This is a genomic window from Dysgonomonas sp. 520 (assembly GCF_010501095.1).
In the GTDB taxonomy this organism is placed as follows: Bacteria; Bacteroidota; Bacteroidia; order Bacteroidales; family Dysgonomonadaceae; genus QVMP01.
Map to the genome: position 1 here is coordinate 1 of NZ_QVMP01000025.1, position 18,841 is coordinate 18,841.

Genomic DNA, 18,841 nt, shown 5'->3' on the forward strand with positions numbered 1-18,841 from the left:
CAAAAGTAATGGATTGGCCTTTTTTATTAGAAAATTTTAAGTAGCAACTTAAATTAATTATTACTTATATCGTTCATAGATGTTTGACTAATCAGGAAGTCTTAAAGCCAGATATTCTCAGTATAGCCAATGAATATGATTCCCGTATTATTGAGTATGTAGAATTAGCATATCAAAACAATATTGACACTCTGGCTCTGGACGAACAAGGCAAAATCGGCTATACACTCAAAACCATGAGCGCAGCCTTGTGGGCATACAACTATTCTTCTGATTTTTATTCGGCATTACGCGCTGTTATCGAACAAGGAGGTGATGCCGATACGAATGGCGCTGTGACCGGAGCATTATTAGGACTGAAATTTGGGTTCAACTCTATCCCCACACATCTAGTTGAGAATCTGGTTGGTAAAGATACTTTAGCCGATAAAGCAAACGCTTTTCTAGTTTAACATTCTTTTTCCGTTATAACCATCCTTATGGAAAAATAAAACTCCAAAAGCAAATAACTTTTGGAGTTTTATTTTCTAAATGACTCTTATTTCGTAGAAAACTTATAAATACATGTTTGAGTATAAGTTTCTCCCGGTTTCAATAAGGTAGATGGGAATTGAGGTTGATTGGGTGTATCAGGGTATTTTTGGGTTTCCAAAGCTACTGCTTCCCTGTAATTATACGTTTTACCATATTTTCCTACAACTTTTCCATCAAGGAAATTGCCGCTATAAAACTGTAAACCTGGTTGATCTGTGAATATTTCCATAAAACGCCCACTTGTCGGCTCGTAAAGACTGGCGATAAGTTCAACGTCTTTTTCTGACTTTCTGTCTACTACCCAGTTATGATCATATCCCATTCCATTTTTCAACTGAGCGTTATCCACATCAATTCTATCTCCAATAGCTGTTGGCTCACGAAAATCGAAAGGAGTTCCCTCAACAGGCGCAATCTCTCCCGTTGGGATCAATACGCTGTCAACAGGAGTAGTGCCACTTGCATTGATCGTTAGCAAATGATCTGTGATAGTTCCGTTTCCAGCACCTTTCAGGTTGAACAATGAATGGTGAGACAAATTGATATGCGTCGCCTTATCTGTTGTTGCTTCATAAGTAATCTTAAATTCATTTTCAGGAGTCAGGGTGTAAACCATTTTCACTGTAACTGCTCCCGGAAAACCCTCTTCTCCGTCCGGCGAAACATAAGACAATGCGATCGAGTTTTTATCAACGTTATCCACATTCCATACTTTCATGTCGAATCCGTCCGGACCTCCGTGAAGAGTTTGCCCATTGTCGTTTTGAGGCAGTTGGTATTCTTTTCCATCAATCGTAAAACGGCCTTTAGCTATACGGTTTGCGAAACGACCAACCACCGGGCCGAAAAAGCGGTTCCCATTGTGATTTATGTACTTATCAATATTATCTTGTCCCAGAACAATATCTTCGTATTTTCCGTCCTTATCCGGTATCCACAAAGAAATTACATGCCCTCCGAAATTAGAAACCTGCATGGTTATGCCATTTCCCGATTCAAGGGTGTATAGCTTAACTTCTTTCCCCCCTACTGTTGTACTAAATGCCGAATCGGACATTAATGTGATTTCGCCACTCCCTTGCGACGAATCTTTTTGCTTACTGCCTCCACAAGAGAACAAACAAAGTGCCAAAGCGAAATATAAAACCTTTTTCATAAATATTTTTTTAACAAAAATTCCCACCGTGAAGATAATCAAAAAAAGAATAATCACGGTGAGAATTTTAAACATAATAATCAAAACTAACGTGCAAATATTTTTATTACTTTGGTAAGTAAATAACCTTAGTTTCTACCAAAAATACCAATAGAACAAAGCACAACAAGCAACAACTCCGAGCGATGCAATAACATCCCACTTGTTCCAGCTTTTCCAGATTTGTTTTTTGTAGTCGCTTGTGAAAGTAATGGCATCTATCTGCTGAGCAGTTGGTTTTGCAGTGAAGAATGACACCACAATCATTAGCACAACGATGAAGACAAGCAGCCAGATCTCAAAAATCAGCCAGTTTGTTTGCCAGAACCAAGTTGTACTTTCCCAGAACCAGCCTGTCATATCAGCTTTTCCTGTATCGGTAAAGATATTTGTAAGCAAACGTACCATACCCAGAATGAAGCCGACTATCATACCCACTTCTCCGGCCTTGGGTGTAATTCTTTTCGAGAATATTCCGAGTGCGAATACGGCAACCATTGCAGGAGCAAGCAGCGATTGAATACCTTGCAGATAGTCGTAAAGACTACCCAGACTCATCATCACGGGTATCCAGATAATACCAAGCACTACTACCACAACCGTTGCAATACGGCCTACCAAAACGTAATTGGCTTCACTCTTATTTTTGAACTTAGGTTTATAGAAGTCTTCCGTAAACAGCGTAGCGCATGAGTTAAAGAATGCCGCCAAAGATGCAACCAATGCCGATATGAAACCAATGGTAACAATTCCTTTTACACCGGCCGGCAACACAAATTTAACCATCGAACCGAAGGCCGTATCAGGGTCTTCCAATGTGAAACCGCTCTCTGGTCGTGCCGCCAAGGCAGCCGCCACCATACCCGGTATCAAGAACATAAACACAGGTAACAGTTTGAAATAACCGGCAGCGATAGAACCTCTGCGGGCACGTTTCATCACCACTTCGTTAGACTCACCTTTGCGTTGTCCAAGCACACGTTGAACGATGTGCTGGTCGGTACACCAATACCAGAAACCGATAATTGACGCTCCAATGAATACCCAAAAACCGGGATAGTCGTCATACATCGGGTCTCCTGTTTCGAAGTGGAACATATGGTTTGTGCCATACGCAACCCCGTCGGTTCCTACGTTCAGTGTTTTAGAATGTTCTATCATTGCAGTCCAACCCTCAACAATGCTGCCTCCTCCAAGTGCCGATAATCCTAAGAAAAGCACAAGGAATGAGCCAAGAATAAGTATAGGAGTCTGGATTGCCGACAGCGTCATCACGCCTTTCATTCCTCCCAAAACAGTAAAGATACCAGTCAAGACTATCAAGCCGATTGCTCCGTACCAGAATGGTAAGCCAAGAAGACTTTGCATGAAGATACCTCCGGTAAACGCTGTTACGCTGACTTTAGTTAATACATATGCAATAAGGGTAATGATAGACAACCACGAACCCGTTGCAGGTGTGTAACGAGTCTTAAGGAAATCGGGCATCGTGATGATTTTACCCATCTTATTGTTCATCAGTTGATAGAACGGAACAAATAGCCATCCCAAGATAAGTATCATCCAACCTTGCATCTCCCAGTGTGCCATACCCACACCCGATTTTGCTCCTGTTCCGGCAAGACCTACAAGGTGTTCCGAACCAATGTTCGCCGCAAAAATAGCTGCTCCGATAATGTACCAAGGCTCACCTTTACCAAACAGGTAGTCTTCGCTGTTGGCTCCTTGCTGCAAACGTTTGTCTTTTTGTACCGAACGCCAAACAGCCCACGTTACCGCCAATATCCCGACTCCGAGAATCAGCCAGTCGAGCCATATAAATTCATGTGAATTCCAATTCATTGTTTTTATAATTAAAAGTGAAAAGTGAAAAGTGAAAAATATGAGAAGTGGAAGAACTGTATCAAAAGTCTTTTAGTCTGTCATCCCGAGCTTGCCGAAGAATCTGTTTTGTCTGATTATTACAATTTTCAGGTTCTTCATTACATTCAGAATGACTGTATATTTACTTTAGATTAGCCTTTTTCCTCGCTTCACAATAATTTTTCATTCTTCATTTTTAGTTTTTCATTTAGTTAAATAATTCCGTTTCGGTAAATTTACCTAATTTTTGATATTTTTCGTATATCTTCATATAAACTTTGTGTTTTTCTTCATCCGGTTTATATTCTTGTGCAAATCCTTGTCCCATTGCTTTTTGAGCAGCTTCGATATTCGGATGAACACCCGCAGCAACAGAAGCAAACATTGCTGCCCCGAAAGCACATGCCTGTTCCGATTTCGCAACCTTAATAGGCATACCCAACACATCGGCGAGGGTTTGCATCACCAAAGGAGATTTCAACGAAATACCGCCGATACCGATCACGCTATCTATTTCAATACCATTCTCGATGAAACGGTCGATAATAGCTTTCGACCCAAAGGCTGTTGCTTCTACCAATGCTTTGAAGATCAACGGAGCTGAACTGCCCAAATTCAAACCTGTTATAGTTCCCTTAACCAATTGGTTAGCATCCGGCGTGCGGCGTCCGTTCATCCAGTCTATTGCCATAACAGAACTTTCCGATACGGGTATTTTTGCTGCTTCGATTGACAACTCAGGAATCATTTTATCCAAAGTTTCTTCTATCAGCTTATCTTTTGTCTCTTGATCTATCAGACTTGAATTTTTCAGGATATTCTCGAAAGGCCATGCCAATACCGATTTGAACCACGCATAGATATCGCCGAATCCGGATTGCCCTGCTTCAAGTCCAATCATTCCCGGAATAACCGAGCCGTCTACTTGTCCGCAAATACCCGGAATCAGTTTGCCGTGCATCTTATCGTAAGGAACCACCATAATGTCGCATGTAGATGTACCAATTACACGAACAAAGGCCTTAGGTGTTATTTCAGCACCTACTGCACCCATGTGGCAATCGAAAGCCCCTACTCCAACAGCTACATTTGTGGTCAAACCAAGTCGGTTTGCCCATTCAGGAGTCAGGTTGCCTACTTTCACTTCGCTGGTGTATGTTTCATGGAACAAGTTATCCCTGAGACCTTTCAGTTCGGGTGCAACTTCCACTAAAAAGTCTTCTGTTGGCAATCCGTCCCATTCTCTCAGCCACATAGCTTTATGTCCTGCTGCACAACGGCTGCGAATGATATCCGCAGGTTTTGTTGTTCCTGTTATCAATGCAGGCATCCAATCGCAATGCTCGATCCAGCTGTATGAGTCTTCTCTGATAGAGACATCTTCTTTCAAAACATGAGCCATTTTTGCCCATACCCATTCGCTGGAATAGATACCTCCTTCATAAGCCGTATAATCGATAGGCCAACGTTTTGCTATTTCATTTATTTTTGCCGCTTCATTTATTGCCGTATGGTCTTTCCACAGAACGAACATGGCATTCGGGTTTTCCGCAAATTCGGGGCGAAGTGCCAACACTTGTCCTTCTTTATCGATCAATGCGGGTGTAGATCCTGTGGTATCGAACGACATTCCTACCACTTGTTCGGCTGTTCCTGCGGGAGATTTACTTAAGGCTTCTTTAATTGATTCTTCAAGAGCTTCCACATAATCGAGCGGATGTTGACGGTACTGGTTTTTCGAAGGATCGCAATACATCCCCTTCATCCAGCGTTTATAGTATTTTACGGAAGAGGCTACCTCTTGTCCTGTTCCTGCTTCAATGATTACCGCCCGGCACGAGTCTGAACCGTAATCCAATCCTATTACATATTTCATGATATTCTAATTTGCAAATGTGTTAACAAGCCAATATGCCAATGTTTTTATAGTATCATTGGCACATCGGCGTATTAGCTGGTTGTCTTATTTTAATGCTTTATTCAGCATATAATATACTTCGTTTACTTTCAGCTCGAACTTGAATTTGTCGATGGTTGTGTTTTCGTCTATTACGATAGCTTCTATTCCTGCTATTTCGGCATAGTCTTGCCAGTATTCAACAGTCAAGTCATAAGAAAATGCCGAGTGATGTGTTCCCCCTGCAAGAATCCAAGCGCCTGCACCTACTTCAAAGTTAGGGCGTGGAATCCAAAGAGCCGAAGCAACAGGCAATTTTGGAAGAGCTTTACTCTTAATACAGTCTACCTTATTCACAATCAGGCGGAAACGGTTACCCATATCCACAATAGTTGAAGCAACACCTTCTCCTTCTTTTGATGTAAACACCAAACGTGCAGGATCTGCTTTTCCTCCGATGCCTAGCGGATGAACTTCCAATCTTGGTTTGTCTTGAGCAATCATCGGAGACACTTCCAACATGTGCGATTGAAGGATGGCACTGTTTTCACCGTCAAAATTCAATGTATAATCTTCAAGGAATGAGCAACCTTTAGGCAAGCCTTGTCCCATTACCCACATAGTACGGCAAAGAGCTGCTGTTTTCCAGTCGCCTTCCGCACCAAATCCGTAACCTTCTGCCATTAAGCGTTGACAAGCCAATCCCGGAAGTTGATCAATACCATCAAGATTGTCGAAGTGTGTTGTGAATGCTTTTGCACCCGTTTCTTTCAACAAACGACGAAGAGCAACTTCGATACGCGCGGCTTTTACCACTTGCTCGTATTCGTGCGAGCCTTCTTTGATGGCACTGCAATCGTATTCTTTTTTGTATGTATCAAGTAATGCGTCGATTTCAGCATCGGTTACATCGTTTTGATAATCTCTTAAGGTTGCAATATTATAAAAATCGACGTGATAACCTAAACGCATTTCAGCTTCTACTTTATCTCCGTCCGTAACGGCAACATTGTTCATCTGGTCGCCTAAGCGGATAAGCAACATATCCTGAGCATCAGCCCAACCGGCACAAACTCGTTGCCATACTGCGATTTTCTTCTGAGCTTTTTCGTCTTGCCAATGTCCTACAACAACCTTGCAAGGTCTGCGCAAACGTGCTACGATGTGCCCGAATTCACGGTCGCCGTGAGCCGATTGGTTCAGGTTCATAAAGTCCATATCCATAGTATCCCAAGGTATTTCCTTATTGAACTGTGTATGGAAATGAAGCAACGGTTTTTTCAATTCCTGCAATCCGTGAATCCACATCTTTGCAGGTGAGAATGTGTGCATCCAAGTCATAACACCGATACACTTGTCGTCATTGTTTGCAGCTTTGAAAGTTGCTGTAACTTCTTTTGCCGAATTAACTGTTCCTTTGTAAACTACTTTCACAGGTAGATTGCCCGAATCGTTCAAGCCTTTTACCATTTCGTTTGAGTGTGCATCTACTGCTACTACTGCATCACCTCCGTAAAGCAATTGTGCTCCGGTTACAAACCATACTTCTAAATCTTTGAAATTCATGATCTTTATATTTTTAATTAGTTAATTAATTTGATAATATATTTAAAGCGATGATATGCTAATGTGCCAATAACTAATTTGCCTAATAAATTAATTTTCAAATTGGCTCATTGGCATATTAGTTTATTAGTTTCATTGCCCATAATAAGCTCCCGGTCCGTGTTTGCGGAAGAAATGCTTTTTAATCAGGTCTTCATTCATTTTCAATTGTGGATTGATATTGTACGAAATGAATGCCATCTTTGCAACTTGCTCCATAACTACGGCATTATGAACGGCATCGTGCGCATTCTTTCCCCACGAAAACGGTCCGTGATTGTTCACCAATACTCCGGGAGTGAAGTCCGGATTCAGTTCTTTGAAACGTTCTACAATTACATTTCCTGTTTCCAATTCGTATTGACCTTCAATTTCACCTGCAAACATCTGACGGGTACAGGGAATAGCATCCTTGAAGTAGTCGGCGTGAGTTGTGCCGATATTCGGAATATCGCATCCTGCCTGAGCCCATGCTGTTGCATAGGTTGAATGTGTGTGAACAATTCCTCCGATATTCGGGAAAGCTTTATATAATACTAAATGAGTAGCTGTGTCGGACGAAGGTTTTAATTTCCCTTCAACTATATTTCCGTCCAAATCCAACACAACCATATCTTCGGCTTTCATAAGGTCGTACGATACACCCGAAGGCTTGATCACAACCAAACCTTTCTCTCTGTCTATTGCACTGACATTGCCCCAGGTAAATATAACCAATCCGTGCTTCACCAAATCGATATTGGCATCAAACACTTCCTTTTTTAGTGACTCTAACATACTGATTATTAACTTTGAGAGTTATAAATAAATTATAAGTGTAAAACAAACACTAATTACAGTGTACAATATTAAGAATAAGTGTTTAATTATACACTTAAAAATAATGTGTTATGCAACATAATTCAAAAAAAATAAAAACAGCCGATATAAATGTTTTATACCGACTGCCCTTATATAATAATCCGAACTACTGTTTATTCTACTTTATGTACAAGTTTTACGTTATCTATCCACAAACGGCTGTTTATATTTCCGGTGTATGCACCTCCATTGCTGGACGAGAATTGCAAAACGATATGGGTAACAGCTTCATCGGGTTTTGCCCATTCTGTTTCCTGAATCGGCACCATCTTTCCCTTACTGTTACGGGTATAATAAGCTATGTCGCCACGCTTCAATCCCATGTAAGGTTTATAAAAACTTTTTGAAGTAATATCTCCATATTGTATTGTAACCCTATGTCCGTTTTGCCATGTATTGTTAGTTCTGCCATATCGCTCCCAACCTGTGGCAACACGCTTGGCAAATACATTTCCGGCCTCATCCTCCCAACGATGCTGCAACAGTAATTGCACTTCCGCCATATCCGGTTCGTTCAACTGATGCTTTTTACCGAATCCGGTTGCCTTCGTACACAAGCCTCCGGTTACGACCTTATAGTCGTACATCAATGCAATTGGACGCCCTGTGTAGGGAATACCCGTAACTAACTTACTCTGAGGGTTACTCGTACTTGTAATAGGTTCAATCATTTCGCCTAAAAATATAGTGCCGCTGGCAATGACATCTATACTTATCAATCCCAGAACTTTACATTCTTCCATGCGGGTTTCTAAGCGGGCACAATAGCCATTGTCCCGTTTTTCGGGGAAAACCGTCACACTGCCTTTAGTCACGCCTTTTACTTTTGCCAAAACCGACGAAGTAGCCCAAGGCGATTTTCGGTTTTTAAAGGCTGTATTATTAAACAGAGTATCGCCCGATACTATCTCATACAAATACTTTGTATTACCTCCAATTATAGAAGATTCCTTTACCTCCCGAACCATCCATTTATCCATATCTCCGAAAGATACGGGAGCTATTCTTTCTTGTTGAGCATTCAAACTTAATGCCAATGAACAGAAAACAGTAGCGATGAGCTTCTTTTGATTTTTACTTTTCATCTCACATACAATTTAAAGTGTCAATATTCTAGTGATATACTTTTCTTTTCTCTATCATCATCTTATCTTCCTTTTTCAGATTGGCTTGATAAAAGAAAATCGGCTGATCGTGATCATCCAGATACATTCTCTTTTTCACCTTAAACTCACGATTCACTAAAGACAAATCATGCTCCAGATAATCGGTCTGTATGGAAGCTATATCCAACAATGTGTGGAATACCGAATTTGTTGCTACCGGCTTATCCTTATTCAAAATTGCAGTTGCAGCCTTTTCCGGAAACACATTCTTATAATTGTCCGAAAACCAGACAAGCATAGGTATCGCCAACTGATAGTAGGTAGGATTGGGAGAGGCATGAAGAAATCTCATCCTGTCATCATCCAAAATATCTTCGCCATGATCGGAAGCATAAAACAAAGAGGCGCACGCATCCTGAGCTTGCAACATATCCATTATCTCCGACAAGAAACTGTCTGTATAAAGGATTGTATTGTCGTAGGAATTCCGCAGTTTTTCTTTTTGCTGACGGGTGATCTCGGTAACATCATCGGGTTTGAAAACAGAAAATTCGTCCGGATAACGTTCCCTGTAATTGAAATGAGATCCGTATGTGTGAATCACTATAAATAAATTATCAGGAACGGAATCAACGTATTTTTGAAACAAGGGAATCAACATATCGTCATGATTATTTACGGTACTTATCACATTCCCCATCGAACGAATATTGTCATAATAATCGGCACTTTCGGCAAAAAACTGAGTGAAAGAATGATTACCACCCTGATTGGATAAAAATACCGTCTTGAAACCGACTTCCTTAAAGGCATCTATGATACTCTTTTGCTCGTATATAACGCCATAGTTTTCGGCAGATGCGGTCGACAGCATTATGGAGACACTTTTGTGGGTGGTATTAGACTGGGTTATGGCATCCTGAAAATGCACCAGTCCTTCTTTCTTCTCCAATAGAGGATTTGTTTTGCGATCATAACCATACAAACTCCAATTCTCGGAACGGCTTGTCTCCCCGATCACCAATACGTATATTTCCCTTTTATCGGCTACGCTGTCTTTACGGGCATTAAACGTGAAATTTTTTGATGTTTCAAAATATTTATTACTTTTTTGCCACTTGTCTATCGCAAAATTCAGATTGTAAAAAACATTCACCGGATAAACATTTTTTCCGTACGAAAACCTACCTGTATTCTGATTAATGGAAAAAAACGACAGGACGTATGAAACCAGAATCAACAACAAGCCTGCCGGTATTGTGTATTTTCTGAATTTCGAGCCTAAATAGACTTTTTTTCTTACCTGCCTGATTGCCAGTGCAATCATAGGGATATACACGACGCAAACAAAAACTATTGATGGCCAGATACTGTTCAATAACTCTCCGGCTTCCGACGGATTAGTGGTTACTACATTCAAAAACATGTCGACAGCAATGACGTCTTCGCCAAACAAATAGAAGAGCACCAGCTGAAAGGCGTGGATTATAATCAGAGGGAACAATATCAATTGTATCAGTCCCGTATTTTTAGTAAACGAATAAACAATGAGATACAAACCTAGAGGAAATAAGAGCAGGACAATCTTGCCGAAGATATTATAGGGTTCCGATGTCAGTAAGAGTAAGCTCGGAATCATATTCAGCAAAATGTATAGCCAAAATATTTTTTGAGGGCTCGACAAAAAAGAACTCCAATATTTTTTCAATGTAGAAATCATTATACTCATATCTTCATCTCTCAAAATGCTTCATTTATATTAAAATAGAAGCCTGTTTGCCCTTTTCCTATCCCATAATCTAACCGCACGTTCACCCGGTTTTTGAATTCCCATCTGTAGCCGAATCCGACAGTCGGCAATGTGTGATCCCAATTGAATTTTTCAAAATTTGAGAAAACATTTCCTGCTCCGGCCCACATCACCACACCGCTTCTTCCGTATATTTTTTGCCGCAATTCTACCTGTGTCTGAATTATTTTCTTATCCCGGTATTGTCCTTTATAATACCCCCTCATTTGATACGAACTGCCCAACAAAGCCAACATGCTCCAAGGCACATCGCCATTGTTCAATGTTCCCTGAAAATCAAATGCCAGCGTACCATTCTTCCAGACGGGCATATAGTATCTGGCAATAAGATCGGAACGGTTGAAGGTACTCGAACTTCCCATGAATTTGGGATAAACGCTTTGTTCTATTTTCAGAAAAACCCCTCCGGAAGGATTAGGTATAAAATCCCTGGAATCGTACGAAAGAACAACGCCGCCTCCTACGGCTGTACTGCTTCTATCTTTCCCATCCAGATAACGAACATCTTTGAAACTATCGCCCTTCACATGTTCCACCATGGTTGTAACCCCGACATAAGTGTTGTTGAATATCTTTTTATGAAAATCGACTTTAATTTGTACTTCTCGTTTCGTATATTTCGAATAGTCTTTGTTGCGCCTTCCTTTTTCGTAGCCGACTCCCCAATATTTACTTGGCTTTGATGAAAAAAATATGTCTGCATCCAAGCGATACTTCTCCCCCTTAAAAATGGTATTTCCTCCGATACCCAGCACAAATGAGCCGGAAGTTGTAATATCGCCATAGAGGGAAACATTGGATGGAGAAATGGTCAGATCGCTCCTGTCTACCCGATATTGTCCGGAAGCTACAAGTCCCAGTCCGAGTTTGGTGTCGCTAGAATAATGAGGCCCTCCGATAAACGAAACATCGAAGCGTTTATCATTGTTCACCTCGTTCGATTTTTCAAAATAATCATATATTTTTCGGAAAATATTTTTCTTCGTTTTCTCCACATTAAGCGAGTCCGCTGCCTCAAATGATTGACTAAACACATTTGAAGACAAACAAGCCATCAATAAAAATATGATATACAAACAATAAATCCTCATAAAAATTACATACCTTAAATGAATGTGAGAACAGATATTTATTCCCTTTAACAAACAATCTTAACAAGAAACAAATTTTAATAAATAAATATTTCCAGCCCCCAATTGAAAATGATGGCTACACGAGCTTCTTTTTCATTATCATGCTATGGCATACGATTATACCTTCATCGTAAAAGCTCATACCCAATCAACTATAAACGTGTAAATATAAATAACTTATATAGTCAAAATAGTCCAAATTCTCACATCCAACCTGATTAAACTTTCATTTAAAGATACTACAATATGAGAAAAATAACGAATAGCAGTGGCTATTCGTTCAACAAACTGTTATTTAAATTTTAGATAAGTTACAATGAGAAATAGTATCCTTTTTGTAGTAATTGGTCGTATTTCTCTTTATTAAATTTGTAGTAAAATGCACCCCGCTTTGAACTAGATTTATCTTTATCTTCTTGTTTTTCAAGAATATCCATTTCATTAATTTTCTTCCTGAAGTTTCTCTTATCTATCGGGGTTTGATAAATTGCCTCGTATAACGCCTGAAGCTGAGGTATAGTGAATTTTTCGGGCAGAAGGTTAAAACCAATAGGCAAATTGGCGGCTTTCCTTCTCAGAATGGACAAGGTATCATTCAGTATCAGGTTATGGTCGAAAATCAATTCCCCAACCTGCTCCAACTCGTGCCAACGGGCATTATGCTTTTTACAAAGGGTTTCGTCAAACAGTTCCATATCAATGAGTGCATAGTAGGCTATTGAAACCACACGCTCACCGGCATCACGACTTATATCTCCGTAAGTTCCAACTTGTTCCATGTAAACGTCTTCTATTCCTGTATATTCCCACACTACCCGCGATACGGTTTCGGACAGACTTTCATCGTGACGTAAAAATCCACCCATCAATGTATCGTACCCCATCAGTGGGTCAAATTTACGTTTGGATATAAGTAGATACAACTTACCTGCCTTAAAGCCAAGAATAATACAGTCTACCGACACATAGAACTGCTCCTGTTCTCTGTAAAATAATGGTGTCATACTAAAATATTTTCTGACAATAAATCAAGATAATATAAACTTTTTTGCCTATTTCTTCTTCTCAGAAGTTTTTGTCGATTTCTTGCCTGTCTTTTTTTCGCTCTTAGTTGCGGTTTTCGATCCTTTTTTCTCTTTTGTTGCCGGTTCTGCGTTTATTATTTTCATACAGTCCTCGAAAGTCATTTCTGCCGGAACTGCACCTTTAGGCAATTTATAATTCTTTTTCTTATATGCTAAATAAGGCCCGTATCTTCCGTTCAGAAGCTGCATCTCGGCATCTTGCTCAAACACTTTTATCACACGCTCGCTGTCCTTTTTTCTTTTCTCCAATATCAGCTCGATGGCTTCTTCGCTTGTCACTTCAAAAGGGTCATACGTTTTTGGCAACGACACAAACTGGTTGTTGTGCTTGATATATGGCCCAAACCGTCCGATAGCAACAGTCATTTCTTTATCTTCAAACTTGTCTAGCTTGCGAGGCAGTTCAAACAGTTTCAAAGCCTCTTCCAATGTTATTGTCGAAAGTGATTGTTCTTTTCTCAATCCTGCAAACTGAGGTTTCTCTTCCTCGTCTTGTGTTCCTATCTGTGCCATAGGTCCAAACCGTCCGATTTTCACGGAAATTTGCCTTCCCGATTTAGGGTCGACACCAAGAATCCTCTCACCAACCTTGCGCTCTGTTTGCACATCCATAGCTTCCTCAACCACAGGGTGAAACCCTTTGTAGAAATGATCGATCATCTCTGTCCAGTTTTCTTTTCCCTCTGCCACATCATCGAAATTCTTTTCAACATTTGCAGTGAAATTATAATTCATAATTTCAGGGAAGTATTCTGTCAGAAAGTCGTTCACAACCACCCCTATATCGGTTGGTATCAGTTTATTTTTATCAGCCCCGAATACTTCTGTTTTTTCCGAGTCTTTTATTTTTTCGTCTTTCAGTTGAAGAACGTTGTATGTACGCTCCGTTCCTTCTACCGAATCTTTGATCACATACTCCCGATTCTGGATTGTAGAAATAGTAGGTGCATAAGTTGACGGGCGGCCAATTCCGAGTTCCTCCAATTTTCTCACCAACGAAGCCTCAGTGTATCGTGGCGGGCGTTGCGTGAAACGTTCTGTCGCAGTAACTTCCACAGCCGAAAGTTTCTCGTTCACTGCCATGGGAGGCAACATTCCTTCTACGGTTTCGGTATCTTCGTCGTCCGTACCTTCAAGATAAACACGCAGGAACCCGTCAAATTTCATCACTTCGCCTTCTGCCACAAATTTCAGGGTTTTATCACCGAAATTTATTGTTGCAGTAGTTTTTTCGAACTCTGCATCTGCCATTTGCGAAGCGATTGTTCTTTTCCAGATCAACTCATAAAGTTTTTTCTCCTGAGCCGTTCCCGACACTTCGTGTTCACTCATATATGTAGGGCGAATTGCTTCGTGAGCTTCTTGTGCGCCTTTCGCTTTGGTCGTATATTGACGAACTTTTATGTATTCCTTTCCATAAGCCGTTTCTACTTCGGCTTTCGATGTATTTATCGCCAACCCGGAAAGATTTACCGAGTCGGTACGCATGTATGTTATTTTCCCCGATTCGTACAGCTTCTGAGCCAACATCATTGTCTGCCCAACGGAATAGCCCAATTTACGGGATGCTTCCTGCTGAAGCGTTGAAGTGGTAAATGGTGCTGCGGGAGTTTTCTTTGTAGGTTTTGTTTGTATGTCTTCAACCAAATAACCCGCTGTCTTCAACTTTTCAAGAAGAGACAATGCTTCTTCTTTCGTTTTCAGACGCTTATTCAGTTCTGCTTTTATCTGTTGCCCGTCTTTTTCAAATATGGCGATAACCCGGTAGGCAGCTTCCGGCTTAAAGTTGCGAACTTCTTTCTCCCTCTCAACAATCAGGCGCACAGCCACAGACTGAACCCGTCCTGCCGAAAGAGCCGGCTTCACTTTTTTCCAAAGCACCGGCGACAGTTCAAAACCCACAATCCTGTCTAACACACGACGAGCTTGCTGAGCATCAACCAGATCTTTATTTATCGTACGAGGATTCTCTATCGCATGCAATATAGCGTCTTTAGTAATTTCATGAAATGCAATTCGTCTCGTGTCTTTCTTTTCCAACCCCAGTGTTTCATACAAGTGCCACGAAATGGCTTCTCCCTCGCGGTCTTCATCGGATGCCAGCCAAACAACATCTGCATCTTTTGCCGCCGCTTTCAGTTCCGATACCAGCTTTTTCTTATCCGGCGAAATCTCATACAGAGGCTTGTAGTTATTTTCCATATCAATGCCTAAATCTTTCTTTTTCAGGTCGCGGATATGTCCATAACTAGACATCACTTTATAATCTTTTCCGAGAAATTTTTCGATTGTTTTTGCTTTCGCAGGAGACTCTACTATTACTAAGTTTTTTTGCATTTTACCGGATGTATAAGCTCTTTGGATTATTTTTTGAACGGCAAAAGTAATGATTTTTGTTCATTCTCACGCCATTATGCTAACTTTTATTTCGTTTTACTTTTTCCGTATTCTTTTGCCACAAGGTCTAATTCGTCGTACCAGGCTTCGCCAAATCGCCTGATCAGGGGTTCTTTCAAGAACTGATATACCTTTACGCCTTCCTTGTTTCCGAAAGCCACGGCTGCTTTACAAATTTTCCACCGATGGTAGTTTACGGCCGTAAATTCCCTGTATTTTTGCAGGCGTATAGGATAGAGATGGCACGATATCGGCTTGTAGAAATCGGTCTTACCTTCTCTGTATGCCTTTTCAATTGCACATTTACATACTCCTTTTTCATCGTAATATGTGAAAACGCAGTCCTTGTCGTCAACAATCGAGGTCACCATTTCGTCGTCGTAATCTTTATAGGCTACGCCTTCTTTTTCGATCACTTTTTTTGCTTTTTCCGACAAATCGTTCCATATAAGGGGTAGAACCTCTTTTATCTTTTCCACCTCATCATTTTCGAGAGGTGCGCCCGAATCACCTTCTACACAACATTCGCCTTTACAGACAGACAGGTCGCAAATGAAATTCTCTTCAATTACATCCAAAGCTATTATCGTATCGTCAATTTGAATCATTTTTTATACTCAATAATAATTATTATAATATTCTCAAGCTGTAACTTTATTTGGTGTTGTTACACTTGCCTGAGAAATAGAAAATCTGTGACTTTTTTCTGCAAAGATATATTTATTCTGCCAATAATTCGGGGCGATATTCGAAATGCATCGTATCGTAATGATACCATCTGCCACCCCAGATAAACCCGTATTTCTCGAAAGTATCAACAATAAGCTGTGGTATCTGGTTCTTGTATTTCAATGTTGCCTCTTCGTTTCTACATCTGCAATCCCATTGCCAATAGTTCGAAAAGTTCGCATTCAAGTCGATCGCCGTACCGAAACTATGCGAGCTCAACCGGTTTGTCCCTGCTATTTTTCGCCAATTGAAAGTTGTAGCTCCTGTCAGATATTTTTTCAGTTCAGGATGGTTGTCCAATTCTTCCGAAACCTTCCGAAGTTGCTTGTCCACACCGTTTTGTGTGGTGACCTTTATTTTACTTCCAACTAATTTGGGGCACCACGTTATTGTGATCAGATTTTTCTGGACCTCCGAAGATGTTGCTCCGTACATAGCTTTCAGCAAAACTTCGCTACGTATTCGCCCGGCATCGTTTCCTTTGGTGGGAACTTTTATTTCTCCTTTAACATATTCATCTCTGAATATATCACTTATTGAAGGATTGTCAAGAAGTTGCGTGCTGGTTTTATTACGGTTTACGTCATCGTAAATGATTTTTACACCATTTTTCAGAACAATATTTTTCCCATCATACGCACCGATAAAATCAGGATATGCTTTCATCAATTTCCCGACCCCATTCGGATAGCTTTGAGAATGAAGACAAATAGTAGAAAAAAATATTGCAACAATAGTGGCAAACCTTCTCATTCGGAGATTCAACTATTTTTTGTCGTTTTGTTCTTTCAGCAAATCCCGTATTTCTGTCAACAAAGTTTCTTCTTTTGTTGGGGCAGGAGGTGTTGCCGGAGCTTCTTCCTGCTTCGTTTGCAAAGAGTTCATCAATTTAATTGCAAAGAATATTACTGTCGCAATAATTACGAAATCCAGAATCGTTTGAATGAATACTCCATAATTTACGGTCACTGCTGCCACGGCTTGACCTGCTGCGTCCACAGTAGCTTCTTTCATAGTAAACTTCAGGTCGGAGAAATTAACCCCGTTCAACAACATTCCTATGGGAGGCATGATGACGTCGCTAACCAATGACGACACAATTTTCCCGAATGCTCCACCGATGATGACACCGACCGCCATATCAACGACATTGCCACGCATCATAAAACTCTTAAGCTCGTTCAAAACTTTTGCCATATCTTTATATATTTAATCGTTACACTACAGATTTTAACAATCTCTATTTATAATTGTTTATAGAAACACTTATTTTCAGCATATCTCTTTCCGGCTTACCCTGAATAACTGTAACGCTATTCGACTCATTGTCTGGAAAATAATTATTGGGCAACAACATGTGCGAATCTATTGTCGGCCTTCCCCAGCAATAGTAATAATAAGTAACATCGGGACTTTCGATATGTATATCCGGTGATTTTATTTTTTCCACATTTCTGTATGATGATACAAAACCGACAAGTTCTTCCTCGCATGCCGAAAATACCAGATAGCCATCTACGAATGAAAAATAAGTTACCCGGTCTTGTTTGAAAAACTCCTTACTAAACTCTAATGAGCCTTTATATAGATTGTATTTTGTTCTGTTTATACTACCAAACAAATGTAGCGGCTGATTTGATAAATTTCGCTCAATATTGTCCATCATATCAAAGACCCTGAAGCGAGATTTAAGGAAACGCAGGGCATAAACAGGTCCACATTTTGCTCCTTTCAAATAAAACTTATAGGAAGGCACGGTAAACCAACAGGCCTCGGAGTCGGCCACGATAGCCGTATTGTTCTGAACCTCAAAAGCTGAAAGAGAATCGGGGAAAATGCTTAGCGATGTGTTCACCTTTAGGTGTATGTCTTCTGCCGTATCGCACATCTTGCCCAATACCAAAGCAGACGGAACGGCATACCCATCCAATTGAATATTGCCGGTCGATTCCAGATAATTGAAAACCGCCTTTGTGTCTTTATCCTTATCCTTTACGAACAAGTTAGCTACAAAAGCTGTTGAAGTTTTTTCCTTAAATTGCTCAAAGTCTAACCCTGAGAAAAAAGCCATTTCCTGTTCCGAATCAATTATTTGTTCCAGCAATTTATATTTATAACTGCAAGCAAAAATACCTTTGTGGAATATACAGGCAAAAAACTTTTCTTCGTCCGATGGATAGAAATATATCGTAGCATCTTTATAGCTAAGTTCTTTTGCCTTAAAATTCGGATATATTTCGTTCGTAAGCAGGTTTTTTATATCAATTTCCTGTTCCTTGCTTATTTTCGAGACAAACGCCCTGTCGCTGTTGTTATTTACAACATATTGCGGATAACTGAGTGGTTGCAGACGAGAAATGGTAGGTTGCAATTCGCCCAAAAAAGGATATAGATTGTCTGCCGCCCTGTTTATTTGCAGCACGCTGGTTGCCGAATTGGGGATAAAGTCGTAAATATCAGTATCAAAGACCTCTTTGTTGTAACTTAGCCTTTGGTACATAACAATTCCGGTAATTATTGCGGCAAGCATAAAAACCGATAAAATAATTATCTTTACAATTCGTTTTATCTGCATATTGTCAGGTCAACCTGTCGGTGCAAAGATATATCTTTATTTTTTAGCATA

Annotated in this window: 15 protein-coding genes; 1 reads left to right on the forward strand and 14 read right to left on the reverse strand. The window is 40.3% G+C overall.

Features of this window, described 5'->3' with window-relative positions:
* The first annotated feature begins 83 nt into the window (after nt 1–83).
* The gene (locus D0T56_RS13805; protein ID WP_163320749.1) at nt 84–452 is read left to right on the forward strand and encodes an ADP-ribosylglycohydrolase family protein; all 369 of its coding nucleotides are present in this window, start codon (nt 84–86) and stop codon (nt 450–452) included.
* Between the two features lie 86 nt (nt 453–538).
* Here the strand turns inward: D0T56_RS13805 and D0T56_RS13810 are convergent, their stop codons facing one another.
* From D0T56_RS13810 to D0T56_RS13875, 14 genes are all read right to left on the reverse strand, one after another.
* Nucleotides 539–1,690 (reverse strand): aldose epimerase family protein, encoded by a 1,152-nt coding sequence (locus tag D0T56_RS13810; protein ID WP_163320750.1) that lies wholly within the window; start codon nt 1,688–1,690, stop codon nt 539–541.
* Nucleotides 1,691–1,825: 135 nt separating this feature from the next.
* Nucleotides 1,826–3,571, reverse strand: coding sequence for a sodium:solute symporter (locus tag D0T56_RS13815; RefSeq protein WP_163320751.1), 1,746 nt, complete (start codon nt 3,569–3,571; stop codon nt 1,826–1,828).
* A gap of 229 nt (nt 3,572–3,800) precedes the next feature.
* A complete protein-coding gene (locus D0T56_RS13820; protein ID WP_163320752.1) occupies nt 3,801–5,468 on the reverse strand; it encodes a ribulokinase in 1,668 nt (555 codons plus the stop codon).
* An 87-nt stretch (nt 5,469–5,555) separates the two neighbouring features.
* The gene (gene araA, locus D0T56_RS13825; RefSeq protein ID WP_163320753.1) at nt 5,556–7,055 is read right to left on the reverse strand and encodes an L-arabinose isomerase; all 1,500 of its coding nucleotides are present in this window, start codon (nt 7,053–7,055) and stop codon (nt 5,556–5,558) included.
* Nucleotides 7,056–7,187: 132 nt separating this feature from the next.
* Nucleotides 7,188–7,871: an L-ribulose-5-phosphate 4-epimerase gene (locus D0T56_RS13830; RefSeq protein WP_163320754.1), complete on the reverse strand. Its 684-nt coding sequence runs from the start codon at nt 7,869–7,871 to the stop codon at nt 7,188–7,190.
* Between the two features lie 197 nt (nt 7,872–8,068).
* Nucleotides 8,069–9,040, reverse strand: coding sequence for a PCMD domain-containing protein (locus D0T56_RS13835; protein WP_163320755.1), 972 nt, complete (start codon nt 9,038–9,040; stop codon nt 8,069–8,071).
* Nucleotides 9,041–9,068: 28 nt separating this feature from the next.
* Nucleotides 9,069–10,700 carry a lipid A phosphoethanolamine transferase gene (locus D0T56_RS13840; protein ID WP_255491184.1) on the reverse strand — a complete coding sequence of 544 codons (1,632 nt, stop codon included), beginning with the start codon at nt 10,698–10,700 and terminating at the stop codon, nt 9,069–9,071.
* Between the two features lie 101 nt (nt 10,701–10,801).
* On the reverse strand, nt 10,802–11,962 hold the full coding sequence (locus D0T56_RS13845; RefSeq protein WP_163320756.1) for a BamA/TamA family outer membrane protein: 1,161 nt from the start codon (nt 11,960–11,962) through the stop codon (nt 10,802–10,804).
* A gap of 353 nt (nt 11,963–12,315) precedes the next feature.
* Nucleotides 12,316–13,008 (reverse strand): NUDIX domain-containing protein, encoded by a 693-nt coding sequence (locus D0T56_RS13850; protein ID WP_163320757.1) that lies wholly within the window; start codon nt 13,006–13,008, stop codon nt 12,316–12,318.
* A gap of 48 nt (nt 13,009–13,056) precedes the next feature.
* Nucleotides 13,057–15,426 (reverse strand): type I DNA topoisomerase, encoded by a 2,370-nt coding sequence (topA, locus tag D0T56_RS13855; RefSeq protein ID WP_163320758.1) that lies wholly within the window; start codon nt 15,424–15,426, stop codon nt 13,057–13,059.
* A gap of 86 nt (nt 15,427–15,512) precedes the next feature.
* Complete coding sequence (locus tag D0T56_RS13860; protein WP_163320759.1) at nt 15,513–16,094, reverse strand: DUF3109 family protein; 582 nt, start codon at nt 16,092–16,094, stop codon at nt 15,513–15,515.
* 112 nt (nt 16,095–16,206) lie between these two features.
* Nucleotides 16,207–16,968: a M15 family metallopeptidase gene (locus D0T56_RS13865; protein WP_163320760.1), complete on the reverse strand. Its 762-nt coding sequence runs from the start codon at nt 16,966–16,968 to the stop codon at nt 16,207–16,209.
* A 12-nt stretch (nt 16,969–16,980) separates the two neighbouring features.
* Nucleotides 16,981–17,412 (reverse strand): large-conductance mechanosensitive channel protein MscL, encoded by a 432-nt coding sequence (gene mscL, locus D0T56_RS13870; RefSeq protein WP_163320761.1) that lies wholly within the window; start codon nt 17,410–17,412, stop codon nt 16,981–16,983.
* Between the two features lie 43 nt (nt 17,413–17,455).
* Nucleotides 17,456–18,790 carry a hypothetical protein gene (locus tag D0T56_RS13875; protein WP_163320762.1) on the reverse strand — a complete coding sequence of 445 codons (1,335 nt, stop codon included), beginning with the start codon at nt 18,788–18,790 and terminating at the stop codon, nt 17,456–17,458.
* Nucleotides 18,791–18,841 lie beyond the last annotated feature (51 nt).